This is a genomic window from Variovorax sp. F042 (assembly GCF_057814215.1).
In genome coordinates this window covers 146,627-172,292 of the sequence record NZ_JBVASX010000015.1, presented here as the reverse complement: position 1 = coordinate 172,292, position 25,666 = coordinate 146,627, and the positions used below count along the sequence as shown (strand labels likewise).

The 25,666-nt window shown below is 63.5% G+C and carries 24 protein-coding genes; 10 read left to right on the top strand and 14 right to left on the bottom strand.

Going from position 1 to position 25,666, the window contains the following annotated elements:
* Positions 1-196: 196 nt before the first annotated feature.
* The 7 genes from ACZYSP_RS30815 to ACZYSP_RS30785 form a co-directional block, all read right to left on the bottom strand.
* Complete coding sequence (locus tag ACZYSP_RS30815) at positions 197-616, bottom strand: cyclophilin-like fold protein (RefSeq protein WP_256217043.1); 420 nt, start codon at positions 614-616, stop codon at positions 197-199.
* A gap of 13 nt (positions 617-629) precedes the next feature.
* Positions 630-2,822: a xanthine dehydrogenase family protein molybdopterin-binding subunit gene (locus tag ACZYSP_RS30810; RefSeq protein ID WP_093083051.1), complete on the bottom strand. Its 2,193-nt coding sequence runs from the start codon at positions 2,820-2,822 to the stop codon at positions 630-632.
* Between the two features lie 13 nt (positions 2,823-2,835).
* On the bottom strand, positions 2,836-3,828 hold the full coding sequence (locus ACZYSP_RS30805) for an FAD binding domain-containing protein (protein WP_354339569.1): 993 nt from the start codon (positions 3,826-3,828) through the stop codon (positions 2,836-2,838).
* Entirely contained in the window at positions 3,815-4,636 is an 822-nt protein-coding gene (locus ACZYSP_RS30800) for a 2Fe-2S iron-sulfur cluster-binding protein (RefSeq protein ID WP_093083049.1), read from the bottom strand. The genes ACZYSP_RS30805 and ACZYSP_RS30800 overlap by 14 nt, the downstream gene beginning before the upstream one ends.
* Positions 4,637-4,883: 247 nt before the next feature.
* Positions 4,884-5,345 carry a cyclophilin-like fold protein gene (locus ACZYSP_RS30795; RefSeq protein ID WP_256217042.1) on the bottom strand — a complete coding sequence of 154 codons (462 nt, stop codon included), beginning with the start codon at positions 5,343-5,345 and terminating at the stop codon, positions 4,884-4,886.
* A complete protein-coding gene (locus ACZYSP_RS30790) occupies positions 5,342-6,472 on the bottom strand; it encodes an MFS transporter (protein ID WP_218149821.1) in 1,131 nt (376 codons plus the stop codon). Before ACZYSP_RS30790 ends, ACZYSP_RS30795 begins: the two co-directional genes overlap by 4 nt.
* Before the next feature lie 92 nt (positions 6,473-6,564).
* Complete coding sequence (locus ACZYSP_RS30785; RefSeq protein WP_354339570.1) at positions 6,565-7,674, bottom strand: alpha/beta hydrolase; 1,110 nt, start codon at positions 7,672-7,674, stop codon at positions 6,565-6,567.
* A gap of 114 nt (positions 7,675-7,788) precedes the next feature.
* Between ACZYSP_RS30785 and ACZYSP_RS30780 the strand changes: the two genes are divergently transcribed.
* Both ACZYSP_RS30780 and ACZYSP_RS30775 read left to right on the top strand, forming a co-directional pair.
* Positions 7,789-8,694, top strand: a complete 906-nt coding sequence (locus tag ACZYSP_RS30780) for a LysR family transcriptional regulator (RefSeq protein ID WP_093083046.1) — start codon at positions 7,789-7,791, stop codon at positions 8,692-8,694.
* 324 nt (positions 8,695-9,018) lie between these two features.
* Complete coding sequence (locus tag ACZYSP_RS30775) at positions 9,019-10,467, top strand: IS1182 family transposase (RefSeq protein ID WP_093083108.1); 1,449 nt, start codon at positions 9,019-9,021, stop codon at positions 10,465-10,467.
* A 274-nt stretch (positions 10,468-10,741) separates the two neighbouring features.
* Here ACZYSP_RS30775 and ACZYSP_RS30770 read toward each other — a convergent pair whose 3' ends face one another.
* Positions 10,742-11,620, bottom strand: coding sequence for a hypothetical protein (locus tag ACZYSP_RS30770; RefSeq protein ID WP_256216889.1), 879 nt, complete (start codon positions 11,618-11,620; stop codon positions 10,742-10,744).
* On the opposite strand from ACZYSP_RS30770, the gene ACZYSP_RS30765 reads away from it, so the two are divergent.
* The 4 genes from ACZYSP_RS30765 to ACZYSP_RS30750 all read left to right on the top strand — a co-directional run bounded on the left by ACZYSP_RS30765 (position 11,619) and on the right by ACZYSP_RS30750 (position 15,237).
* Positions 11,619-11,792, top strand: a complete 174-nt coding sequence (locus ACZYSP_RS30765) for a hypothetical protein (protein ID WP_177192838.1) — start codon at positions 11,619-11,621, stop codon at positions 11,790-11,792. The genes ACZYSP_RS30770 and ACZYSP_RS30765 overlap by 2 nt on opposite strands.
* Before the next feature lie 491 nt (positions 11,793-12,283).
* Positions 12,284-12,865 (top strand): TRAP transporter small permease, encoded by a 582-nt coding sequence (locus tag ACZYSP_RS30760; RefSeq protein ID WP_093079112.1) that lies wholly within the window; start codon positions 12,284-12,286, stop codon positions 12,863-12,865.
* Complete coding sequence (locus tag ACZYSP_RS30755; RefSeq protein WP_093079115.1) at positions 12,862-14,160, top strand: TRAP transporter large permease; 1,299 nt, start codon at positions 12,862-12,864, stop codon at positions 14,158-14,160. Before ACZYSP_RS30760 ends, ACZYSP_RS30755 begins: the two co-directional genes overlap by 4 nt.
* Before the next feature lie 39 nt (positions 14,161-14,199).
* Positions 14,200-15,237, top strand: a complete 1,038-nt coding sequence (locus ACZYSP_RS30750) for a DctP family TRAP transporter solute-binding subunit (RefSeq protein ID WP_093079117.1) — start codon at positions 14,200-14,202, stop codon at positions 15,235-15,237.
* Between the two features lie 27 nt (positions 15,238-15,264).
* Here ACZYSP_RS30750 and ACZYSP_RS30745 read toward each other — a convergent pair whose 3' ends face one another.
* Complete coding sequence (locus tag ACZYSP_RS30745; protein WP_093079120.1) at positions 15,265-16,230, bottom strand: GlxA family transcriptional regulator; 966 nt, start codon at positions 16,228-16,230, stop codon at positions 15,265-15,267.
* Between the two features lie 108 nt (positions 16,231-16,338).
* On the opposite strand from ACZYSP_RS30745, the gene ACZYSP_RS30740 reads away from it, so the two are divergent.
* The 4 genes from ACZYSP_RS30740 to ACZYSP_RS30725 all read left to right on the top strand — a co-directional run bounded on the left by ACZYSP_RS30740 (position 16,339) and on the right by ACZYSP_RS30725 (position 20,615).
* Complete coding sequence (locus ACZYSP_RS30740) at positions 16,339-17,169, top strand: dienelactone hydrolase family protein (RefSeq protein WP_093079122.1); 831 nt, start codon at positions 16,339-16,341, stop codon at positions 17,167-17,169.
* 312 nt (positions 17,170-17,481) lie between these two features.
* Complete coding sequence (locus ACZYSP_RS30735) at positions 17,482-18,468, top strand: nucleoside hydrolase (RefSeq protein WP_371127393.1); 987 nt, start codon at positions 17,482-17,484, stop codon at positions 18,466-18,468.
* Positions 18,469-18,626: 158 nt separating this feature from the next.
* Positions 18,627-19,442: a class I SAM-dependent methyltransferase gene (locus ACZYSP_RS30730; RefSeq protein ID WP_093079125.1), complete on the top strand. Its 816-nt coding sequence runs from the start codon at positions 18,627-18,629 to the stop codon at positions 19,440-19,442.
* A gap of 129 nt (positions 19,443-19,571) precedes the next feature.
* The gene (locus ACZYSP_RS30725) at positions 19,572-20,615 is read left to right on the top strand and encodes an alpha/beta hydrolase family protein (protein ID WP_093079127.1); all 1,044 of its coding nucleotides are present in this window, start codon (positions 19,572-19,574) and stop codon (positions 20,613-20,615) included.
* Between the two features lie 57 nt (positions 20,616-20,672).
* Here the strand turns inward: ACZYSP_RS30725 and ACZYSP_RS30720 are convergent, their stop codons facing one another.
* The 5 genes from ACZYSP_RS30720 to ACZYSP_RS30700 all read right to left on the bottom strand — a co-directional run bounded on the left by ACZYSP_RS30720 (position 20,673) and on the right by ACZYSP_RS30700 (position 25,509).
* Entirely contained in the window at positions 20,673-21,410 is a 738-nt protein-coding gene (locus ACZYSP_RS30720) for an amino acid ABC transporter ATP-binding protein (protein ID WP_093057334.1), read from the bottom strand.
* A 43-nt stretch (positions 21,411-21,453) separates the two neighbouring features.
* A complete protein-coding gene (locus tag ACZYSP_RS30715; protein WP_093057309.1) occupies positions 21,454-22,143 on the bottom strand; it encodes an amino acid ABC transporter permease in 690 nt (229 codons plus the stop codon).
* Between the two features lies 1 nt (position 22,144).
* Positions 22,145-22,876 (bottom strand): amino acid ABC transporter permease, encoded by a 732-nt coding sequence (locus ACZYSP_RS30710; protein ID WP_093057308.1) that lies wholly within the window; start codon positions 22,874-22,876, stop codon positions 22,145-22,147.
* 98 nt (positions 22,877-22,974) lie between these two features.
* A complete protein-coding gene (locus ACZYSP_RS30705; RefSeq protein ID WP_093057307.1) occupies positions 22,975-23,874 on the bottom strand; it encodes an amino acid ABC transporter substrate-binding protein in 900 nt (299 codons plus the stop codon).
* A 168-nt stretch (positions 23,875-24,042) separates the two neighbouring features.
* Positions 24,043-25,509, bottom strand: coding sequence for an aspartate ammonia-lyase (locus ACZYSP_RS30700; protein WP_093079130.1), 1,467 nt, complete (start codon positions 25,507-25,509; stop codon positions 24,043-24,045).
* Positions 25,510-25,666: the final 157 nt, after the last annotated feature.

Genomic DNA, 25,666 nt, shown 5'->3' with positions numbered 1-25,666 from the left:
TGGCAGCAGCGTGATCTGGCTTCGATCCCCTGGCTCGATGAATCGCTTCATGTGGCAACCCAGTTCGTGGCGTTGTCTCAATCTAGGCGACGGTATTCACGGATTCAATGCGTTTTCACACAGCCTCAGTCTGAAGCAGCCTTCAAATGCCATGGCTTTTGATTCTTGGCGGCCCTAAGAAACATAGAACGATGGTTTATGGGCAGGACAGTTCCACCTTCACTTCCACATTGCTTGTACCGTCCTGCGCAAGCTGATCGAGCCCAGACGCAAAACTTCCAAGGCGCACAAGTCCTTCTGAAGGAGCGCCGTCCTTGTAGAAGAACGCAAGGTTGCCCCACGGAGCGTAAAAGCAGATGTCACCCGCTGAAGGCGTGTAAGAGTCAGGCGCGCCCTCTGTTGTCACTTGCCTCGGTAGGCCGGCAATTTTCTCTGTTGCTTCATAGTCCTTCAGATGCAACGTCAGCGGGAGAAGGGTAGCGAAATCCTCGGCGCTTCGGGTGTTGTCAAGCGTCGCAGTTGCGATGACGGCGCCGTCAATGATCATCCTGAGGTTCATCTGGTTGGCCTGTTTTCCTTGAATTGACTCAATGGCTTCTGGGGATGAGGTCGCCATCTGTCGATCGCCATCACATCAACTTCTCCGGAGTGATCGGCAGGTCGCGCACGCGCTTGCCAGTGGCGTGGAAGATTGCGTTTGCAATGGCGGCCGGGATGCCCACCATGCCTAATTCCCCCATGCCCTTCACGCCCAACGGATTGACGATAGTGTCTTCTTCCTCGACGAAGATGGTTTCGATGGAATGAATGTCCGCGTTCACCGGCACGTGGTAATGCTGCAGGTTGGCGTTCATGATGCGCCCGTAGCGGTGGTCGATCTCGGTCGCCTCCTTCAGCGCCATGCCGATGCCCCACACCACGCCGCCGATTTCCTGGCTGTGTGAAGCCAGTGGATTGAGGATCTTCCCGCAGGCCGTGACCTCGATCACGCGGGTGACTTTCACCGTGCCTAGGTCCGGGTCGACCTTCACCTCGACGAACTGGGCGCCGTGCGCGAGCGAGGCGTATTTGGCGCGCTCTGGCGACGGCGTGGAATCGAACTTCTCGGTGATCTCGTTCGTTCCCGTGTGGCGCATAACTTCGGCAATGCTCACCGAGCGCGCCGGATCGCTCTTGAGGCGCAAGCGACCATCGAGCATTTCGATGTCCGAAGCATTCACGCCTTTCAACGGCGAAGCGGCATCGCGGTTCGCCAGCTCCAGCAGCTTTGCACCGATGGCCAGCGCCGCGCCACGCACCGCCGAACCCACGCTGGAGGTGGTCCACGAGCCGCCTTGCGCCGGCGCCTTGGGCTGCCTGGTATCGCCCAGCTCGAAATGCACCTGGTCCAGCCGCAGCCCGAGGAATTCGGCCGCGATCATGGTCATCACGGTGTAGGTGCCCGGTCCGATGTCGCTGGTCGCGCTGGTCACCCCCGCAGTGCCATCGGCGCGGAAGGTGACGCGCGCGCTGGCTGGCATCTGCATCGCACCCCAGACGCTCGAGGCCATGCCCCAGCCCACCAGCAGCCGGCCGTCGCGCATCGAGCGCGGCTCGGGCTTGCGGTTCTTCCAACCGAACTTCTCGGCGCCGAGGCGGTAGCACTCGCGCAGCGACTTACTGGAGAAAGGCTTTCCGCTCTCCGGGTCGACCTCGGCGTAGTTGAGCAGGCGCAGCTCCATCGGATCGATCTTGAGCACGTAGGCCAGCTCGTCCATCGCACTTTCCAGCGCGAACATGCCGCTCACCGCGCCTGGCGCACGCATCCACGTGGGCGTGGCCAAGTCCGTCGCCGCGACCTTCAGCGGCGCGTGAAGATTGGGGCAGGCATAGATTTGCCGGGTGAAGCCGGTGGTCGAATCCGAGAACGGTTCAAACGACGAGGTGTTGTGGAACGCCTCGTGGATCATGGCCGACAGCTTGCCGCTGCGGTCAGCGCCCAACGCGATCTTCTGGATGGTGTACGGCCGGTAGCCATGCCCGGTGAACATCTGGGTGCGCGTGTAGACCACCTTGACCGGGCGCTTGAGCTCGCGCGCCGCCATCGCCGTCAACGATGGGTAGTAGTTCGGCTTGAGCGATGCGCCAAAGGCGCCGCCCACGAACGGCGACACCACACGGATGTTCTCGGCCGGCACGCCCAGGCTTTCTGCCAAGTGCGCCTGCACACCGTAGACCTGCTGGGTCTTGTCGAAGATTGTGAGCTGATCGCCCTGCCAGAATGCGATGGCCGCATGCGGCTCGATCGGGTTGTGGTGGTTGATGGGAATGCGGTACTCCGCCTCGACCTTGATCGCCGCGGTCTGCATCGCGGCGACAGGGTTGCCTCGCGGTTTGCCCTTCGCTGTATCCGGGTCCGGCAGTGCACGGTCCAGCACGGTTGCGAAGTCAGAGTTGTGCGGCTCAGTCTGGTAAGTGACTTTCACCAGCCTTGACGCGTGACGCGCCTGTTCATAGCTTTCGGCAACGACCAGCGCGATCGGCTGGCCGTTGAAGAAGACCCGGTCCGATTGCAGCGGCCACGACCATGCGGCCGGCGCGCCGGCCGCAGGCGCCGGGCCGAGCTTGCCCGCGTTCAGGTGCGTGAAGACGCGGATCACGCCACCCGCCTGTTCGGCTTCGCGCGTGTCGATGGCCGTGATTCGGCCTTTGGCCACCGTGCTCAGCACGATGAATCCGTAGCTGACATTGGGAATCTGGAACTCGGCGGTGTACTTCGCCTTGCCGGTGACCTTGGCGAGCCCGTCGACGCGGGTCGTTTCCTTGCCTAGATAGCGTGCCATGTGATTCCCTTTCTCACGCCAAGCGCGCGGCGCGCATCAACGCACGCGCGACAGAACGTCGACCCAATTCCACTTTGTAGGCGTTGTGCGCCAGCGGCCGTGCATCGCGCAGTGCAGCTTCGCCGGCACGTTTGAACGTCGCCTCGTCGGCACGCTGGCCCACGAGCAGGGCCTCGGCCTCGGCGCTGCGCCAGGGCTTATGCGCGACGCTGCCCAGCACCACGCGCGCCTGACGAATCCTGCTGCCGTCCATGTCCAGCGCGGCCGCGACCGAGACCATCGCAAAGGCGTACGAGGCACGGTCGCGCACCTTCAGGTAGTGGGAGTTGCGCGCGAAGTCGCCTGCGGGCACCGGCAGCTCGATGGCGACGATGAGGTCACCGTGCTCCAGGTTGTTGTCGCGCTGCGGCGTGTCGCCCGGCAGCCGGTGGAAGTCGGTGATGGCGATGAGCCGCTCGCGTCCGTCCGGCGCGCGGACGCGCACCTTTGCATCGAGTGCGTACAACGCCGTGGCCATGTCACCTGGATAGGTCGCCACGCACGCCTCGCTCCAGCCCATGATCGCGCTGATCCTGTTGAGACCCTCTCGCGCGCCGCAGCCGCTGCCAGCCTCGCGCTTGTTGCACGGCATGGACGTGTCGTAGAAATAGTTGCAGCGCGTGCGCTGCAACAGGTTGCCACCGTTGGTGGCCATGTTGCGCAACTGCCCCGAGGCGCCCGCGACGATCGCTTGTGTAAGCAGCGGGTAGTTCTCACGAATCAGCGGATGGTTGGCCGTTTCGGTGTTGGTGGCCAGGGCCCCGATGGAGAGGCCGGAGCGCGTGCGCTGGATCTCGCGCAGCGGCAGGCGGGTGATGTCGACCAGGCGCATCGGACGCTCGATGTCCTCTTTCATCAGGTCGAGCAGATTGCTGCCGCCTGCAAGGTATTTGGCTTGCGGCATAGCCGACATCGCGGCGGTCGCGGAGGCGGCATCCGCCGCGCGGACATATTCAAACGGTCGCATGGCCATCCTCCTTGATGGCTGTCGCCAGTTGTGTCTCGGTGGCGAAACCCCAGGTCTGGGCCGCCTGGCGGCCCGAGTGGACCTCCTGGATGGCAGAGACGATGCCCGGGTAGGCACCGCATCGGCAGATGTTGCCGCTCATGCGCTCCTTGATCTCGTCGTCGGTCAGGCGCGTTGTGGTCTTGCCGACGTTCTCGGTGACGTGGCTGACCTGGCCGCGCCGGGCCTCGCCCAGCATGCCGACAGCGGAGCAGATCTGGCCCGACGTGCAGTAGCCGCACTGGAAGCCATCGTGCTTGATGAAGGCGGCTTGCATGGGGTGCAGCTGGTCGCCTGTTGCCAGTCCCTCGATGGTGGTGACCTCACGGCCCTGAAGCGTCGCGGCCAGGGTCAGGCAGGACAAGACGCGCTGTCCGTCCACCAGCACGGTGCAAGCGCCGCACTGGCCCTGATCACAGCCCTTCTTGGAGCCTGTCAACGCAAGGCCTTCACGCAGCGCATCGAGCAGTACGACCCGTGAGTCGATGTCTAGTGTCTGCGCCGCGCCGTTGACCAGAAAGCTGACCTTCACGACGTTTTGCGCCACGACGGGCGCCGACGCTGCGCCGGGGACCGGCGGTAGCTGAGCGAGCGCGGACTCGGTCGCCAGCAGGTTCGCGGCGAAGAGGCCGATGCCGCCACCTCCGGTTTGCATCATGAAGCTGCGGCGTGACTTTCCGACGCCGTTCAGCTCCGGCATCTGAGCAAGGAGCGCAGATTCGTCGGCACTGAGCTCGGCCGGCAAGTCACTCTGGATTTCGTGGGGCATGGACGTTGTCCTTTATGAAAAAAATGCAAGGCAGTGGCAACCGACCAAGCCTTCGCGGGCGTTCCGGTGCTGTGTATGCGAACTTCTTCCTGTCGTTCTTCGCCGGGTCTACTGTGTCAAACACTCCGCCGATCGACTACGTGAGCAACGCTTAATGCCTTTATTAGCTTGGCTAATAGCTCCGTGGTTCGGTGCGAAATTCGCAGGCTTTGCGCGTCTCGGCCCGCGCCACTTCCAAGCCAAGTCTTCAGTCCCTTGAGAACTGGACCCGTACGCTGCGCTGCCCGAGCGCTTGCGCCAGACCGTTCGGGTCATCCACCCGACCAAGACGCGTGTACGAATACGGAGAATCGAAGGTCAGATAGAAGAGAACCACGGTATTCGCCCCATACAACATGAGGTCGCCATTGCGGATCGTTCTCGGTCTACTGGGAGCCGCAGGCAACTCCTTCGGCAAGTCGAACTTTTTTTCATTGCCGTTGAGATCGCTCATGTCGAGCGTCAGCGGCAGTCGAGCAGCGAACGCGCGGGCGGCATCCGTATCGGCCAAGGTAACGGCCAAACGACGTTCGCCGACGGTCATCCACATGCGTGCTTCGGCGTGGCTCTCACCGATCACGAGCAGGCCGATGCACAAGCTCGCAAGGCGCAGGCGCCACGGACGCAACGGTCTGATCGTCTCTGCAAACGGACTGCGTTTCTGGGTCATGTTGATTTCGTACGGTCTGCACGCGCTGTTAAGAAAACCAGAAACGCACCGACCAGCAACAGACCGGCGCTGAAAGCGAAGGTGCTCTGGTAGCCGCTGCCGTCGAAAAGCAAGCCCCCCAAGGTCGAGCCCAGTGCGATGGAGAGCTGGACCACAGCCACCATGAGCCCGCCGCCGGCTTCGGCGTCTTGAGGGAGCGTTCGTGCGATCCACAGCCACCAGCCCACCGGTGCGGCGGTAGCCACCAGGCCCCAGATGCCCAGCAGCACGGTGGTGGCGGGCACCGAAGTGCCAACGGCAATCAGCGCGACCGCGATCGCAGCCATCAGCACCGGAATGGTCGTCAGCGTGCCGTAAAAACCGAGCTTCAGAAATCGGCCGATGACCGTGGTGCCGATGAAGCCTGCGGCGCCCAGCGTCAGCAGCACGAGCGACAACGTCGACACATTGACCCGCGTCACCGTTTCCAGGAAAGGCCGGAGATAAGTGAAGAGCGCGAACTGCCCCATGAAGAAGACACCCACCGCGAGCATTCCGAGCACGACCCGCCGGTTCTTGAAGAGCCTGAAGACATTGAGTGAGCCCTTTGCGCGCGTCTGTGCCTGCATCGCCGGCAGACTGAACCACTGCCAGACGAATGCGATTACCGCGACCGGCACCAGACAAAAGAAGGCACCGCGCCAGCCCACGATCGAGGCGAGGTAGCTGCCCAGCGGGGCGGCCACGACCGTGGCCAGCGCATTCCCGCCATTGAAAATCGCCAGGGCCCGCGCCACCTTGGAGGGCGGCACGAGCTGCATGGCCGTGGCTGCCGACATAGACCAGAAGCCACCGACGACGACGCCGATCAGCGCACGGCCCGCCATGTACGTCACATAGTTGGGCGCCATCGCGACGATGGCCCCAGAGAGGCACATCATCGCCGTCAGCGACAGTAGCAGCGTCTTGCGTTTGATCCTGCCGGCGATCGCCGAGATCGACAGGCTCGTGACCACCGCGAAGACGCCGGAGATGGCGATGCCTTGACCCGCCATGCCTTCGGTGACCTTGAGGTCGGACGCCAATGGCGTGAGCAGGCTGACCGGCATGAACTCCGAAGCGATCAGCGCGAAGACGCACAGCGTCATCGCGAAGACGCCGCCCCAATGCGCAGGCTGCGCTTCGCCCCCCTGTTCGAAGACGGCACTGTCTGCCGTCATGTCGATGGCCTGCGCTGTCATCAGGCGCTCGCCGCGATGAGGTGCTTGTTGAAGAACGACGTCAGCTTGTCGAACGGGATCAGCGTCACGCGGTCGTACAGGTCGACGTGGCCGGCGCCCGGCACGACGAACAACTCTTTGGGTTCCGCAGCCCGCTTGTAGGCGTCTTCGCTGAACTCCTTGGAATGCGCCTGGTCACCCGTGATGAACAGCATGGGCCGCGGCGAGATCGTCTCGATGTCGTTGAACGGATAGAAGTTCATGAACTTGACGTTGCTGGTCAAGGTCGGCATGGTGGTGTTGCGCGCCGATGCGCCCTTGGGGGTGAACTCGCCGCGCGGCGTGCGATAGAAATCGAAGAACTCGCGCTGGATGGGATGCGTGTCCGCAGCCAGCGTGAGCACCGTACCACCGGTGTACTGCACTGCGCCGCCGCTGAACTCCGCCTGCCGTTGCTCGGCGGCCGCGGCGATGATCTGCTTGCGCTGCTCGAGCGTCTGCGAGTGGTTGAGCGCATCGCGGTTGGCCGCGCCCATGTCATACATGCTCACCGTGGCGATGGCCTTCATGCGCGGGTCGATCTTCGCTGCACTGATGACGAAGCTACCGCTGCCGCACACACCGATGGCGCCGATCTGTTGCTTGTCCACGAATGCCTGACTGCCGAGAAAGTCGACCGCAGCGCTGAAGCTCTCGGCGTACATGTCGGGCGAGACCGCGTTGCGCGGCTGGCCTTCGCTGCCGCCCCAGAACGCGAGGTCCAGCGACAACGTCACAAAGCCCTGCTCTGCCATCTTGGTCGCGTACAGGTTCGCGCTTTGCTCCTTCACCGCCCCCATCGGATGACCGACGACGATCGCCGGGGTGCGCTTCTTGCGGTCCAGTGCCTTGGGAATGAACAGGTTCCCAGCGACGGTCATCTGGTACTGATTCTTGAAGCTCACATTCTGCAGGGTGACCTTGTCGCTCGCGTAGAAATTGTCGGCACCGTTGGGCAATTGGGTGCTCGTCTTGGAAGGCGCCGCCAATGCCGCTCCAGCCGTCGACAACAGGCCGGCGGCGGCCACGCCGGTACCGGCCATCTTCAGAAATTCGCGACGATCGGGTGTGGTGTCTGCTTGGGTTTTCATGGTCAATGTTCCTTTGAATGGAAGTTTGCCGATCGGCGAGAGAATTGACTAGGTAATGAATACTTAATACATTTATTACCCTCACTAATCAGTCCGTTTGATGCGGAGACCGACATGCCAAGACGCAATCTCAACGATCTGCTGGCTTTCGTGACAGTGGCCCGCGAGGGCAGCTTCACCAAGGCCGCCGGCACCCTCGGCGTGACCCAGTCGGCGCTCAGTCAGGCCATCCGCGGGCTGGAAGAAGGACTGCAGATCCGCTTGTTGACGCGCACCACGCGCAGCGTCGCGCCGACCCCGGCCGGTGAGCGACTCATGAAAGCGATCGGCCATCGCTTCGACGAGATCGAGGCTGAACTCGAAGCGCTTACCGAGTTGCGCGACAAGCCTGGAGGCACCGTGCGCATCACCTGCGGCGACCACGTGCTGCACACGGTTCTGCTTCCCAAGCTCGCGCCGCTCTTGCGCGAGTACCCTGATATCAAGCTGGAGTTCGACATGAACTACAGCTTTCGCGACATCGTGGCCGACCGCTTCGATGCGGGTGTCCGCATGGGCAACACGATCGATAACGACATGATCGCCGTGCCCATCGGCCCGCCGCTGCAGATGGCGGTGGTGGCGTCCCCCAGCTACTTCGCCGTCAACCCGATCCCCAAAACGCCAGCCGACCTGACGAAGCATCAGTGCATCAACCAACGCATGCCGACTTCCGGTGGGCTGTATGTCTGGGACTTCGAGAAGCGCGGTCGGAAGGTCAACGTGCGCGTGGATGGGCCGCTGATCTTCAATACCGCACCGCCCCAAGTGGACGCAGCATTGGCCGGACTCGGCATCTCGCTGCTACCGGAGGACGAACTGATGGCACATATCGAATCGGGTCGGCTCGTGCGCGTGCTGCAGGACTGGTGCCCCAAATTCGCCGGCTACCACCTGTACTACCCCAGCAAGCGCCAACCCTCGCCGGCTTTTTCGTTGGTGGTGAAAGCGCTGCGGTTCAGCGGGTTACGACAGCAATAAATCCTGCCGGTGTTTGCTTAAGGCTGTCCGTCTCACAAACCGGTTGCGACTACGCAGCCTGCCCGCCGTCGACAACGATGCGGTGGAGCTACGCTACGGCGCGAGACACGAGCGTCGGCGCCTCTTCGGCTGCTGCGTCGAGGCGCTGCAAGAGCACGTTTTCACCTTTGATCGAGTTATAAGCCAGGGCAGGACGGCGGTACGGTAGGCCGTTGCAACCAAGACGGGTGGTGACTGCTTTGCAGCGAGGCTGTGTGAAAACCCTCTCACGACCTGACGCTTCGGCCGGTAGAGTTCCCGGACATATTGAACACGGGGGTCAATATGCCCAGATACATAGAGGGTCAGGACAGGCAGCAGGTGACATTGCTGCCAGAGTGCCTAGACGACTTCATCTCAGAGGACAACACGGTTCGAATCGTTGATGCCTTCATCAATGAGCTGGACCTGGCGGCCTTGGCGTTCCAGGGCGTAACGCCGGCTTCAACCGGCAGACCCTCGTACCACCCTGCGGTGCTCCTGAAGCTGTACCTCTACGGCTACCTCAACCGAATCCAGTCCAGCCGCCGTTTGGAGCGCGAGTGTCAGCGCAACGTGGAGTTGATGTGGCTGACCGGCCGGCTTGCCCCCGACTTCAAGACCATCGCGGACTTCCGACGCGACAACGGAAATGGCATCCGCAATGTCTGTCGCCGCTTCGTGATGCTGTGCCGCGAGTTGAAGTTGTTCACCGACGCCGTGGTGGCTATCGATGGCAGCAAGTTCAAGGCGGTCAACAACCGGGAGCGCAACTTCACGCCAGGCAAGATCGAGCGCCGCGAGCGTGAACTGGAGGAAAGCATCCAGCGCTACCTCGACGCTTTGGAGACGGCAGACCGAACTCAGCCTGTGGAAATGCAGGCCAAGACCGAGCGTCTGCACGGAAAGATCCAGAAGATGCGTCAACGCCTGCAAGGCCTGCAGATGATCAAGGCGCAGCTGGAGACCCTGCCGGATCATCAAATCTCCCAGACGGATCCTGATGCGCGCGCCATGACCACCTACAGCGCCAAGGGCACGGCCATGGTGGGCTACAACGTGCAAGCTGCGGTAGACACCAAGAACCATCTGATCGTTGCCCACGAGGTCACGAACAACGGCAGTGACCGAGCACAGCTGAGCCCGATTGCCCTGGCGGCGCGCGATGCGATGGGCAAGCGCCGGTTGAAGGCCATTGCCGACCGTGGCTACTACAGCGGCTCCGGGCTCAAGGCTTGCGAGGATGCCGGAGTTGCGGCGCTTGTTCCAAAACCCATGACATCCAATGCCAGGTTTGAAGGTCGGTTCGACAAAACCGACTTCATCTACGTCGCTCGCGACGATGAGTACCAATGCCCAGCGGGTCAGCGAGCGATCCGCCGCTTCAGCCGCGAAGAAGCTGGGCTGCAGATCAGCATCTACTGGTCCAGTGCCTGCCCCGCCTGTTCAATGAAAGCGCAATGCACAACGGGTGAGTACCGACGCATCAGGCGATGGGAGCACGAGGTGGTCATGGACAAGGTTCAACAACGGTTGGACCGGATGCCCAATGCCATGACGGTGCGCAAGAGCACAGTTGAGCATGTCTTCGGCACGCTCAAGCACTGGATGGGCTGGACGCACTTCCTGACCCGAGGCATCCAGAACGTGGCGACCGAGATGAGCTTGAGCGTGTTGGCGTACAACTTCAAACGCGTCCTCAGCATCCTGGGCTTCGCGAAAACCATGCAGGCGATGCGTCTGCTGGGCGCGTAGGCGCCTGCTACGGGCCTCGCAAATCCGATCCGCACCCCAGTGGCTTCAGGATCACGCTGAAGGGGCGTAGACGCGACCAATCCGAAACTTCCATCAGGTTGCGAGCTGTATCCGCGTCGCGCGACCTTCTTGCGCGTTATCACACGGCCTCCAGCGATAGCAGTCTTCTAGATTCCCGCAGCCCCGTCGAACTCAAGCCCGGTCTGTGGGGGCAGCGTTGACCTGAAGAAACCCTGGAAGCTTGTGAAAGCAAAGCTGCGATGTTCGACGAGCTCTACCGCTCTACCCGCTCTCTGAAGACAAGGTCACCCGGGTTGCGTTTCGGCTTCTTCAGTTCCACTCGCCTCAGGATAAGGTGGATGGTGGACAGGTACACATAGAACATCCAACTCAACCAGAGGTTGGCTTCATAGTCGGTCTTCTGCTTGTCGTTGTGGTGCCGAATCATGAAATTGTTGGCGATGTTGAACAGGTCCTTCTCATCATTAGACGTGATCGCCTCAGACATTTTCGGGCGCAGTGCTTCCAGCACACCCGCCAGATCAGACACGGCATGCCGCCGAACATCGAGGGATGCGCCGTGACGACGATATTCGTTCACCGCTGCCTTGACCCTAGCGGTGATGGTCTTGTCGTCGGTAGGGACAGTAGCATCAAGTAGTTGCTCAAAACCGCTGGGCGCTTGGCGGAGGATCAGGCCATCGGCAGACAACTCGAACCGATGTTCGTAGAGCGCAAGTAAATCGTTGACCCGTTTCCGAAATTTCTTCTGCCCTGCTTCCTTGTCGAAGGTCTCCCAATGCATGCCGCATTGGTCATAGCTATGCATGCTGCCAGTCAGGGGTTTGGAGACGTGGTCGAACAAGAACTCGATCATGTCGAACAGATCGTCTTCCGAATATCCAGGCGCCTTGTCGGCAATTGGCCACAGGTCGGGCTTCCGCAGCGTCATCAGGACGGTGAACTCTACGTCCACCAACTTGCCCTTCACGTCATGCATGTCCACGCACCAGAAACCGAATTGCTCGTGCGTGTAACCCTCTTCTCGAAGCTGCTCATAGAGCCGCACGAAGAGACCATTAGTGGTCTTCAGGTCGAACCCGTTGGTGCGCGGATTGATCCCGGTGCGGATCGAGTAAGGGACTTTGGCCATGCCCAATTATCGGCGTCCAAAACTTATCCACTGGGAGGCTGCCCGTAATGATCAGGACGTTTCCATTGCCGGAGAACAGATCAAGTACATGGAGCGTCGTCCGGCTACCGATGGAACGCACCACCAGAATGATGGCGGCTACTGCTCACAGATCGCTCACCGCGATCCGTAGGTGTCGATTTTCTGGGTTAAAGGGCCCTCGACCATCATTGGACCGACTGAAGTCGCCTCGCATTTCCCCCCACTGGACCGGCCCTTCACTTGACGGCCAACTGGTGCCGTTCCACAACCGGTCTCGAAACAGACTTCCCGGTCCGCTTCGTTGAATTTCCGCAATCAGTCTGACGCGAACATTGAACGCAGTCATACCAACGACCGCAGCCGACACCAGCCCTTCGGACTTCTGCGTATCCACCGCCCATCTCTCACGAAAGCTCAGCGGTACGCCCCCCGCACGTCCATCTGCAATCCGCCGCAGCGGTCGAACCGCCAACCTCACAGCCGCACTCACCGTGCACAGGCCCTGAAAGCCGCTCTGCAGGCCCCGCAGCTAAGGAAACCCCCGATACATGAGTGGTCATCGACCACCTAGCATCGAAGGCTGTTCCCTGTCGAGGTGTACCGGACGCGTCCCGCCGTTCGTGCCTCACTGACCATCCTGCGATGACAACTCCACCCGAGTCCGGCCCCACGCTGGACGCCGCCAGCCCCCTTCCCCCCGACATCGAAGCAGCCGACGAACCGACCAAAGTTCCCCTTGCCATCGAAGACTGGCTCACGGTCATCATCATGGGCGCGCTGGCGCTCATCACCTTCGCCAACGTCATCGTTCGCTACTTCACCGACTCGTCCTTTGCGTGGACTGAAGAGTTCTCGGTGTTCCTCATGATCATGCTGGCGCTGGTGGCCGGCTCGGCCGCTGTGGCGCGCGACCGGCACATCCGCATCGAGTACTTTTCCGAAAGCGGATCGATGGCGCGGCGCAAGCGGCTCGCGCAGTTCGGCGCGCTGATGATCGCCATTCTGTTCACGCTCATCGGCGCACTCAGCATCCGCATGGTGTGGGACGACTTCCGCTTCGAGGAGACAACGCCTGGCATCGGGCTGCCCGCGTGGTGGTATTCGATCTGGCTGCCGATCGTGTCGTTCGCCATCGCGTTGCGCGCGGTGGGCCTCATGATCCGCCGCGGACGCAAGACGAACTACGGCTCGGACACCAAAGAGAGCAAGGACGACACCAAGTGATCGCCACCCTGCTCTTCGTCGCCTTCGTCGTGATGATGCTGGTGGGCGTGCCCATCGGCGCGGCGCTGGGCCTTGCAGGCGCCGCCTGCATCGCACTGGCCAACAGCGACGCCCAATGGTTCGGCCTGCTGGCCGTGCCGCAGAACTTCTATGCGGGCCTGGGCAAATACCCGCTGCTGGCCATTCCGATGTTCGTGCTGGTCGGCTCCATCTTCGACCGCTCGGGCGTGGCGCTGCGGCTCGTCAACTTTGCCGTCGCCATCGTGGGCCGCGGCCCCGGCATGCTGCCGCTGGTGGCGATTGCGGTGGCGATGTTTCTCGGCGGCATCTCGGGCTCGGGCCCGGCCAACGCGGCCGCAGTGGGCGCGGTGATGATCGCGGCCATGTCGCGCGCCGGCTACCCTGCCGCCTTCTCGGCCAGCGTGGTGGGCGCTGCAGCGGCCACCGACATCCTGATTCCGCCATCGGTTGCCTTCATCGTGTACTCGGTGCTGGTGCCCGGTGCCTCGGTGCCTGCGCTGTTCGCGGCCGGCATGATCCCCGGCGTGATGGCCGGCCTGGCGCTGATGATTCCGGCCGTGATGCTGGCGCGCAAACACAAGATGGGTGCACTCGAAGCCACGCTGCCGCGCCCGCCGTTCTGGAAGAGCTTTCGCGAAGCGACCTGGGGGTTGGCCGCGCCCGTGCTCATCCTCGGCGGCATGCGCGCGGGCTGGTTCACGCCGACCGAGGCTGCAGTGGTGGCGGTGTTCTACGGCCTGTTCGTGGGCATGTGCATCCACCGGACCATCAAGGTGCGCGACCTGTTCGTGATCTTGCGCGAGTCGGGCGAGCTCTCTGCCGTGATCCTGCTGGTGGTGTCGCTGGCGGGCATCTTCGCGTACTCGCTGTCGACGCTGGGCGTGATCGATCCGGTGACGCGCGCCATCGTGAATTCGGGCCTTGGCGAGTACGGCATCCTGGCGCTGCTGATACTGCTGCTCATCACCGTGGGCATGTTCCTCGACGGCGTGTCGATCTTCCTGATCTTCGTGCCGCTGCTGCTGCCCATCGTGCAGTACTACAAATGGGACCCGGTGTGGTTCGGCGTGATCCTCACGCTGAAGGTGGCGCTGGGGCAGTTCACGCCGCCGCTCGCGGTCAACCTGATGGTGTCGTGCCGCATCGCCAAGGTGCGCATGGAAGAAACCGTGCGCTGGGTGGGCTGGATGCTGTTCTCGATGTTCGTGGTGATGGTGCTGGTCATCATCTTTCCCGAACTCGCACTCTGGCTGCCGCGCAAGCTCGGCTACTGATTTTTGTCCCGTCTCAGAACCATAAGGAGAGCCCTCATCATGAAATTCCGCCGCACCCTTCTCGGCCTCGCCGCCGCAGCAACCGCCCTGGGCATGTTCTCGACCGGCGCCATGGCGCAAGCCGCCTACAAGCCCGAATACAAGATGTCGCTGGTGCTGGGCCCGCCCACGCCCTGGGGCCAGGCCGGAAAGATCTGGGCCGACATGGTGAAGGAGCGCACCCAGGGCCGCATCAACATCAAGCTGTACCCCGGCGTGTCGCTCATTCAGGGCGACCAGACGCGCGAGTTCAGCGCGCTGCGCCAGGGCGTGATCGACATGGCCGTGGGCTCGACCATCAACTGGTCGCCGCAGGTCAAGCAGCTCAACCTCTTCTCCATGCCCTTCCTGATGCCGGACTACGCGGCGATCGACGCGCTCACGCAGGGCGAGGTCGGCAAGGAGATGTTCAAGACGCTCGACAAGGCCGGCGTGGTGCCGCTCGCCTGGGGCGAGAACGGCTACCGCGAAATCACCAATTCGAAGCGGGCGATCAAGTCGCCGGCCGACGTCAAGGGCATGAAGATCCGCGTGGTCGGCTCGCCCATCTACTCCGACATGTTCACCGCGCTCGGCGCCAACCCCACGCAGATGAGCTGGGCCGACGCACAGCCCGCACTCGCAAGCGGCGCGGTCGACGGTCAGGAGAATCCGCTGTTCCTGTTCACAGTGCTCAAGATGCAGAACGTGGGCCAGAAATTTTTGACCGCCTGGGGCTACGTGGCCGACCCGTTGGTGTTCGTGGTGAACAAGGAAATCTGGGCCTCGTGGACGCCGGCTGACCAGGCCATCGTGCGCCAGGCCGCCATCGATGCGGGCAAGGAAGAAATCGTCATCGCGCGCAAAGGCCTGATCGAAGCCGACAAGCCCCTGCTGAAGGAAATCGCAGGCATGGGCGTGACGGTGACCAGCCTCACACCAGCCGAACGCGATGCCTTCGTGAAGGCAACGCGACCGGTGTACGACAAGTGGAAGTCGACCGTGGGTGCCGACCTTGTTGCGAAGGCCGAGCAGGCGATTGCCGCACGCAAGAAGTAAGAGCAGGCACGGCGCATTGCGGGCGCATCAGCCTCGGTAGCGGCTCGGGTTCGCGCCCGCCATCTTCTTCATCAGGCGCCGCAACGCCGTGGCGTCCTGGTAGCCCACGGCGCCGGCCACCTGCTCGACAGTCATCCGGCTCGACTCGAGCAGCGCGCGGGCGCGCCGCAAACGCACGCTTTGCACCAGCGCCTGCGTGCTCCTGCCTATGGCCTTCTGGACGTGGCGCGACAGCGTGCGCTCCGACATGCAGAACTCGCGCGCCAACGCACTGACCGCGGGCGGATCGGGCAATGCCGATTCGACCCGCGCCGCCAGTCGCGCCACAAGATCGTTGCCGTTGGCCAGCACCTCCGGCACGATGAACGGTGCCTGCGCCTGACGCCCGTCGATCAGCAGCATGCGCGAGACAAGATCGGTGAGTGCGCTGCCGCAGCGCTCGCGCAGCAGATGCAGCATCAGGTCGGTCTGCGCGAACGCGGCGCCGGCCGTGACCACGGGTCCGTCGGAGCACACCATGCGGTCGACGTCGACGGTGCAGCCAGGCGCCATCTGCTTGAGCAGCGCCGAGTACCACCATGAAGTTGTCGCGCGCCGCCCCTGAAGCAGGCCCGCGGCATTCAGCAGGAACACCGCCGAGCACGAGGCCGCGACCTGCCCTCCGGCCTTCGCATGACGCACGAGGCCCGCGATGGCCTTGGCCGCGTCATCGCCGTCGAGGCACCGCCTGATCTCGCCCGGCGTGTTGAGCCCGAGCCCCGGCACCACCCACGTCGAGCGGTCGTCACGCGGTCGCACGGGCAGGCGCACAGTCTCCAGGCTCATACCGGCCTGCAACCGCACCGGGCCGCCCTGCACCGAGCACAGCCTCCAGCGCGGCGGCGCCACGCCGGCACGAGCGGCCACGGCCTGCGCGGCGCCCAGGATGTCGAGCGTGACCGCCACGCTGGAGTTGAAGGCGCCGGGCAGCACCAGAACGGTGAAATCGTGCATGTCTGATTCAGCCCTGAAACGGTCAAATTTGACACTGCCATTCTGGCGACGCGCGCGGCCCAATACAAGCTCATCCGCTTTCCCCGCGCCGTCCACGGCCGCACTCACATGACACCGACCCGCTCCCTGAACGAAGACGATCCGCTCGACGACTTCACCCCGCGCCAGATCACGCTCGACGGCATCGAGAAGAAGGTCTACCTGATGGGCCAAGGCCCCGCCGTGATCGTGATGACCGAGATGCCGGGCATCAGCCCGCACGTGGCACGCTTTGCACGCTGGGTGCGCGACGCGGGCTTCACTGTCTACATGCCTTCGCTGTTCGGCCGCGACGGCGCGGTGCCGCAGGCCGAGGAAGGCGCCGCCGTGTTCAAGCGCGCCTGCGTGAGCGCGGAGTTCCGCGCCTTTGCATCGAACGCATCGAGCCCGGTGACGCAATGGCTGCGCGCGCTCGCGCGGCTGGCGCATGAGGAATGCGGCGGCCCGGGCGTGGGCGCGATCGGCATGTGCTTCACCGGCAACTTCGCGCTCTCGATGATGATGGAGCCCGCCATGCTCGCGCCGGTGGTGTGCCAGCCTTCGCTGCCGCTGGACGACCCTGCCGGCACAAACGTGGCGGCCGACGAACTCGCGGCCGTGCGCCAGCGCCTGGAGCGCGAGGATCTGAGCGTGATGGCCTACCGCTTCGACGGCGACAGGTTCTGCAAGGCCGAGCGCTTCGCTGCGTTCTCTCAAGCACTGGGCGAGCGTTTTGTCGCGCGCGTGTTGCCCGACAGCGCAGCCAACCCGAACACGCCGCCCTTCTTCGCGCAGGTGGTGGCCAGCCCGCACAGCGTGGTGACGGCGCACCTGATCGATGAGGCGGGGCAACCGACGCTTGCTGCAAGGGACGAGATCCTGGCGTTCTTTGCGCTGCGGCTGCTGGATCGTCGGCGCTGAGCAAGCGGCGTTTTCACAACAGGCGGCCGACCTCTTCCTGGGCGTGTTTGCGCACTTTCCACTTCGGCCGCCCGCACGCGCTAACCCCTTGGTATGCGCACCGTTGCGAGCCCGTGCATCGCCACCGACAATGCACCCGCGATCCGATGCCGCGCCGCGAGATGCTCTGGCAGACTGACTTGCACAGCGCACTTCTTCGCGCAGCAAGGAGCCTCCTTCACCATGCATCCCAGGTCCACCGCATCGACCGTCGCAACAACACGGCCATCGCGCTTCGCGATCTTTTCGGTTCTTCTCGCAGCACTCGTTTTCTTGACCACCAGCTTCATCACCCCGAAGGCACATGCAGCCGATGCCACCGTGCACACGCTGATCATCGACACCGACCCCGGCGCCGACGACGTGATCGCCCTGCTGTTTGCCATGGCCTCGCCCGAGCAGTTGAAGATCCAGGCGCTGACCACCGTGGCCGGCAACGTGCAGCTCGCCAAGACCTCGCGCAATGCGCGCCTTGCGCGCGAGTGGGCGAAGCGGCCCGACATTCCGGTCTACGCCGGTGCGCCGCGGCCCCTGCTGCGCACGCCCATCTATGCAGCCGACATCCACGGCAGCGAAGGCATCACCGGCGTCAAGGTGCACGAGCCGAGCCAGCCGCTGGCCGATGGCAATGCGGTCGACTACCTGATCCGCACGCTGCGCGCGGCGCCCGAAAAAAGCGTGACGCTCGCCATGCTCGGGCCCGAGACCAACCTCGCGCTGGCACTGACGCAGGCCCCCGACATCACGCGCGGCCTGCGCGAGCTGGTGCTCATGGGCGGCGCGCATTTCAATGGCGGCAACATCACGCCGACGGCGGAGTTCAACGTGTTCGCCGATCCGCATGCGGCAGAGATCGTGCTCAAGAGCGGCGTGCCGATCACCATGCTGCCGCTCGACCTGACGCACAAGGTGCTGACCAGCCCCGAGCGCATTGCCAGGCTGCGCGGCATCGGCAACCAGGCAGGCAAGACGGTGGCCGACATCCTCGATGCCTATGTGCAGCACGACATGCAGTACTACGGCCTGCCCGGCGGCCCGGTGCACGACGCCACCGTGATCGCCTACCTGCTGCAGCCCTCGCTGTTCAGGGGCCGGAAGGTGAACGTGGAAGTCGACAGCCGCGAAGGGCTGGGCTTCGGCCAGACGGTGGTCGACTGGTACGGCGGTTTGAAGAAGCCCGCCAACGTGAACTGGATTGCCGAGGGGGATGCGCAGGGGTTCTTCGATCTGCTGACGCAGCGCATTTCCCGCCTGCCTTGAGCTGCATCGCCCCAGAACGACGTTGACGGCGGTGGCATGCGGGGCCACCATGGTGCACCGTCGCCAATGCCCGGCTAGGCGGCGGACTCGTCGGGGAGGCCTGCCCGCTCTGGAATAGGTGAGCAAACGCGCCATTTCAGGGCTTCCGAGGAGGTCTCATGGCTGAAAGCGACAAGGTGTTCGCAGGCTCGATCCCGAAGTTCTACGACACGCTGATGGTCCCCCTCATCTTCGAGGCCTACGCCACCGACATGGCAGAGCTTGTTGCGGCTTCCTCGCCCGGCTCGGTGCTTGAAACGGCGGCCGGCAGCGGTGTGGTTACGCGGGCGCTTGCGCCAAAACTCGGCGCTGGCGCGCGCTACGTGGTAACCGACCTCAACCAGCCCATGCTCGACTATGCAGCCACCCGGCAGGGGCCCGATGGCCGTATCGAGTGGCGGCAGGCGGACGCGCTCGCCCTGCCGTTCGAAGATGCATCGTTCGACGTTGTTTGCTGCCAGTTCGGCGCGATGTTTTTCCCCAACCGGGTTGCCGGCTACGCCGAGGCGCGTCGCGTGCTGAGGCCGGGCGGGCGCTTTGTCTTCAGCGTGTGGGACCGCATCGAAGAGAACGCCTTTGCCGACGACGTCACGAACGCCGTCGCCACGGTGTTTCCGCATGACCCTCCGCGATTTCTCGCCCGCACTCCGCACGGCTATCACGACACCGCACTGATCCGCGAGGATCTGGGCCGCGCAGGGTTCACCAACATCGGGATCGAGACGCGCGAGAAGCTGAGCCGCGCCCCCTCGGCACGCGACGTTGCCACCGCCTATTGCCAGGGAACGCCGCTGCGCAATGAAATCGAGACGCGCGACGCCACCCTGCTTCAGCTCGCTACGGAGCGCGCAACGGAGGCGATCGCCAGCCGCCATGGCAAAGAGGGCCCGGTGGCCGGCAAGATTCAGGCACATGTGATCGTGGCGGCGGGATAGCGGGGTTCCGGCGCGCGCTTCATCCGGTCATCTCGCGCCGCCTTTGGCGCACTTCATCGCATTCGCATGGCAGTTGCGCCGCGGCGCGGCAACCATGCGCACTCCATAACCATGTGATGGAGATCCGCGATGCGCACTGCCTTCTTCTTTCGCCAGCCCCTGCTGCTTGCCTCGGGCCTGCTGCTGTCCTTCCAGCTCCTGGCAGCCCAGGCCGGCTGGCGGCAGCTGCGCATTCCGGGCGACACGCCCGACGCCGCACCCACGGTGGTCGCGCTCTACTACCCGACGAAGGCGACCGAGCGCACGACGGCCATGGGCCCGTTCACGGTACAGGCGGCCATCCAGGCGCCGCCCGAGGACAAGTTCAAGGGATTGATCGTGCTGAGCCACGGTATCGGCGGCACCGAACTGGGCCACAGCAGCCTCGCCGAGGCCCTCGCGCGGGACGGCTACATGGTCGCGGCCCTTCGCCATCCCGGCGACAACTGGCAGGACGGGTCGCTGCTGCAGAAAGGCGGCAGCGTCTACTTCACCGAACGGCCACGGCAGGTATCGCGCGTGATCGACGCCTTGCTGCAAGACCCGCAGTGGAAGGATCGCATCGCCAGCGACGCCCAGGGCCTTCGCATTGGCGCGGTGGGGCATTCGGCCGGCGGCTATACCGTGCTGGCACTGGCGGGTGGGCAGGTCGACCTGTCGCGCATTCGCAGGCACTGCGAGAGCGAGCGCGAGGCCGATCCGGTTTTTTGCGGCGTGGGCCGGAACGCCCCAACGACGACTGGCTCGCCTGCTGCATCAGCATCGGTGCTGCCTTCGCTGCGCGACCCGCGGGTGCGTGCGGTCGTGCTGCTGGCGCCGGCGGGTGTTGTCTTCACGGCGTCTTCGCTGGCGGAGATCAGGATCCCGACGCAGATCTATGAGGCGGAGCTGGACCGGTTCCTCGTCCCGCGTTTTCACGCCGAATGGATTGCGCAGAACATGCCCCGCGCCGAACTCCACCGGGTTCCCAACGCCTGGCATTTCGCATTCATGGACACCCCGGCCAGCGCCATTCCAAGCGACGATGGAGACATCAGGAACGACCCGCCGGGCTTCGATAGGAAGGCCTTCCTGGCGCAGTTGGGCCTTGAGATTCCGGCCTTCTTCGACAAGGCATTGCCCGGTCGAGAATGAAAAAAGCCACGCTGCAGAACAGCGTGGCTTTTGACTTTCTTGCGCGGCAGCAGCGGATCAGTGCTGCAGGATCTTGTTCAGGAAGTCCTTGGTGCGCGGCTGGCGGTTTTCCGGGTGGCTGAAGAACTCGTCCTTCGGGCAGTCTTCCAGGATCTTGCCGCCCACGTCGATGAAGATCACGCGGCTCGCGACCTTGCGGGCGAAAGCCATTTCGTGCGTGACCACCATCATGGTCATGCCTTCCTTGGCCAGGCTCACCATCACGTCGAGCACTTCGCCGACCATCTCGGGGTCGAGTGCCGAGGTGGGTTCGTCGAACAGCATCACGATCGGGTCCATCGACAGCGCACGGGCAATGGCCACGCGCTGCTGCTGGCCGCCCGACAGCTGGCCCGGGAACTTGTCCTTGTGCGCCATCAGGCCCACGCGGTCGAGCATCTTCAGGCCACGGGTCTTGGCTTCGTCGGGCGTGCGGCCCAGCACCTTGATCTGCGCGATCGTGAGGTTCTCGGTCACCGACAGGTGCGGGAACAGCTCGAAGTGCTGGAACACCATGCCGACCTTGGAGCGCAGCTTGGGCAGGTTGGTCTTGGGGTCGTGCAGCGGAATGCCGTTGACGGTGATCTCGCCCTTCTGGAAGGGCTCCAGCGCATTCACGGTCTTGATGAGGGTGGACTTGCCCGAGCCCGAGGGCCCGCACACCACCACCACGTCGCCCTTGGAAATGCTCACCGAACAATCGTTGAGCACCTGCACCGGGCCATACCACTTGGATACGTTCTTGATTTCAATCATTTTTTCGGACATTTCTTTCTCTCCGGTTCAGCCACTCAAACAATCAGCGAATGATGGCGATCTTCTTGTGCAGGCGCTTGACCAGCCAAGAAAGGGCGTAGCACATGACGAAGTACACGACAGCCGCGAGCAGGTAGGCCTCGATCGGGCGGCCGAAGTTCTTGCCCGCGGTCTCGAAGCCCTTGAGCATGTCGTAGGCACCGATGGCGTAGACCAGCGACGTATCCTGGAACAGGATGATGGTCTGCGTGAGCAGCACCGGCAGCATGTTGCGGAAGGCCTGCGGCAGCACGATCAGGCGCATGTTCTGGCCGTAGGTCATGCCGACCGCCTGGCCCGCATTCACCTGGCCGCGCGGGATCGACTGGATACCGGCACGCATGATCTCGCTGAAGTACGCGGCCTCGAACGCCACGAAGGTGATCACGGCCGAGATTTCGGAGCGGTAGTTGGAGCCGACCGAACCGAACAGCGAGTAGAACGACGCCGGCACGAGCAGGAAGAACCACAGGATCACCATCACCAGCGGGATGCTTCGCATGCCGTTGACGTAGATGGCCGCCGGCGCATCGAGCCACTTCTTGCCCGACAGGCGCATGAGCGCCAGGATCGTGCCGAAGATCACGCCGCCGATCGTGGCGACTATCGTCAGCATGATGCTGAAGTAGAAGCCCTTGACGACGAAGTTGCTGATGACGTCCCAGTTGTAGAAGGACAGGTCGAGATTCATCATGTCAGTGTCCTCCGCCGCCCGCGCTTGCAGACACGATGAAGCCCGGCACGCGGGTCTTCTTCTCGATGAATGCCATGAGGCGGTTGATGATGAGGGCCGAGATCACGTAGCAGCCTGTCACCGCAAGGTAGACCTCGATGCCGCGCGAGGTTTCTTCCTGCGCCTGCATGGCGAACATGGTGAGTTCGGTGACCGACACGGCGAACGCGACGGACGAGTTCTTGAAGATGTTCATCGTCTCGCTCGTGAGCGGCGGGATGATGATGCGGTAGGCCATCGGCAGGATCACGTAGCGGTAGTACTGCACGGTGGTGAAGCCCACCGCCATGCCCGCATAGCGCTGGCCCTTGGGCAGCGCCTGGATGCCCGAGCGCACCTGCTCGGCGATACGCGCGGAAGTGAAGAAGCCCAGCGCCAGCACCACGAGGATGAAGCTCGGCACGCCCTTCATGACGGGGATGAGCGCCGGGATCACGTGGTACCAGAGGAAGATCTGCACCAGCAGCGGAATGTTGCGGAACAGCTCGACCCAGGCATTGCCCAGCCGCACCAGCCACGGGCTGTCGGGCAGCGTGCGGATGATGCCGATGAGCGAGCCCAGCACCAGCGCCACGATCAACGCCAGCAGCGCGACCGACACGGTCCAGCCCCACGCCGAGAGCATCCATTGAAGGTAGCTCGGATATTCCCCCCCGGGGTCTTGCAGGAATACCTGCCAATCCCAGTTGCCCATTTGTGTTTACTCCTTCTTCACCGTCTCTTCGAAAACCAGTCCCTTGAAAAGAAACGCCCACCGCGAAAGGTGGGCGTCATCACGCAGCGACGCGGCGCTTATTCCTTGGTGACGTAGTCTTCAGCAGGCTTGTCGTTCGGGTTGGCCCAAGCGTTCTTGGTGGCTTCGCCCAGCGGCAGGCCGATGGTCACGCCTGCGGGCGGAATCGGCTTGAGGAACCACTTGTCGTACAGCTTGGCGAGTTCGCCAGACTTGGCCTGTGCCTTGATGCTGTCGTCCACGGCCTTCTTGAAGGCGGCGTCGTCCTTGCGGATCATGATGGCGATGGGCTCGACGGCCAGCACGTCGGACAGGATCTTGTAGTCCTTGGGCGACTTCGACTTGGCGGCCAGGGCAGCCAGGATCGAGCCGTCCATCACGAAGGCGTCGGCGCGGCCGGTTTCGAGCAGCAGGAAGCTGTCGGAGTGGTCCTTGCCGTAGACCTCCTTGAAGGTCAGGTTCTCGGCGCGCTTTTGCTTGCGCACGGTCTGCAGCGGCGTGGTGCCGGTGGTGGTTGCAACCGTCTTGTCCTTCAGGTCGGCCAGCGAGTTGATGCCCGAGTTGGCCTTGACGACGATCTTGGTTTCTTCGACGTAGGTGGTCACGCCGAAAGCCACGTCCTTCTGGCGCGTGGCGTTGTTGGTGGTCGAGCCGCACTCGATGTCCACGGTGCCGTTCTGCACGAGCGGAATGCGGTTCTGCGAGGTCACGGGCTGGTACTTGACTTCGAGCTTCTTGCCGGCGGCCTTCTCGAGGTCCTTGATGATGTTGGCGCAGACGTCGTAGTGGAAGCCCGTGTATTGGCCATTGCCCAGTGTGTACGACAGGCCCGACGATTCACGCACGCCTTCGGTGATGACACCGGAAGCCTTGATCTTGGCCAGCGTGTCATTGGCTTGCGCCATCGCGCCGCCAGCGGCCAGTGCCGCGACTGCCAATGCCAATACTTGTTTTTTCATACGGAAAACTCCTGAGGGTGACTGAAACAGATACAACTAAATTCTAGACATTTACATTTTGCGTGATACCCGGACCAACCCGGTGCATACACACACACGCTGCACCGGGCATGCGCATGGCAGCGCCAGCCTGGTGCGATCCTGCCTCCTGGCATTGTCCGACTTTCACTAAGCAGCCTTTATGCCCGAAGCCTGGCCCGAAGGCTCGGCAGCCGGCGGAACCGGTGCGGCCGACAGGCGCACCGGCTGCGTCAGGTTCTCGGGCACGAGCAGCGCCTCCATCTCGGCGCGCGTCATGATGCCCAGCGATTCGGCCACCAGGTCGATCGGCCCGCCGGTGGCGAGCGCGGTCTTGGCGATGAGCGCGGCCTTTTCGTAGCCGATGAGCGGGTTGAGCGCCGTGACCAGCGTGACCGACTCGCGCACCCTCTTGGCAAGGAACTCGCGGTTGGCCTCGATGCCGTCGACGCAGTTCACCTGCAGCGTGATGCAGGCCCGGCTCAGGTGCTGGATGCTCTTGAACAGGCTCCAGCCCATGATCGGCTCGAAGGCGTTGAGCTGCAGCTGGCCGGCCTCGGAGGCCATCGTCACGGTGACGTCGTTGCCGATGACTTCGAAGGCCACCTGGTTCATGACTTCCGGGATCACCGGATTGACCTTGCCCGGCATGATCGACGAGCCCGCCTGCCGCGCCGGCAGCCGGATTTCGCCGAAGCCGGCCTGCGGGCCGCTGGACAGCAGGCGCAGGTCGTTGCAGGTCTTGCTGAGCTTGGTCGCCACGCGCTTGAGCACGCCCGACAGCTGCACGAAGGCGCCCGTGTCCTGCGTGGCCTCGATGAGGTTGGCGGCCTGCTTGAGCGGCACGCCGGTCTGCTCGGCGAGGTACTGGCAGGCCAGGTTCGCGTAGCCGTGCGGCGCGTTGATGCCGGTGCCGATGGCGGTGGCGCCGAGGTTGATTTCTTCGATGAGCGCGCGGGCCTCGCCAAGGCGGGCCTCGTCTTCCCCGATCATGATCGCGTAGGTCAGGAACTCCTGGCCCAGCGTCATCGGCACCGCGTCTTGCAGCTGGGTGCGGCCGATCTTGAGGATGTCCTTGAACTCGAGCGCCTTGGCCTCGAAGCTGCGGCGCAGGGTGGCCATCGATTCGAGCAGCCGGCCGATGGCGAACCACAGCGCCAGCCGCACTGCCGTGGGGTACACGTCGTTGGTGCTCTGCGAGGCGTTGACGTGGTCGTTGGGATGCAGCACGTCGTAGCGCGCCTTCTCGTGGCCCAGCTTTTCGAGCGCGAGGTTGCAGATGACCTCGTTGGCGTTCATGTTGGTCGAGGTGCCCGCGCCGCCCTGGATGACGTCGACCACGAACTCGTCGAGCAGCTTGCCGTCGATGATGTCCTCGCAGGCCAGGATGATGGCCGCCGCGCGGTCGCGGTCGATGGCGCCGAGGTCGGCATTGGCGCGCGTGGCGGCCTTCTTCACGTAGGCCAGCGCTCGCACCAGGTCGGGCATGGCCGAGATGCGCGTGCCGGAGATGGGGAAGTTCTCGACCGCACGCGCCGTGTGCACGCCCCAGTAGGCGACGGCAGGGATCTGCTTGTCGCCGAGGAAGTCGTGTTCAGTCCTGAAATTGGAGCTCATACAGGTTCCTCGGCTTAAAAAAAAGCACGCGCAGGGCGCGTGCCGGAGATGTTGCTGTGACAGCGACTAAAAGCAGCCGCGACTGTAGTGGCGCCGGGTTCGGGGCGCCAATGCCGTTTGCGGGGAGTCCTATGCGCGGCATTTATAGATTGTGCGG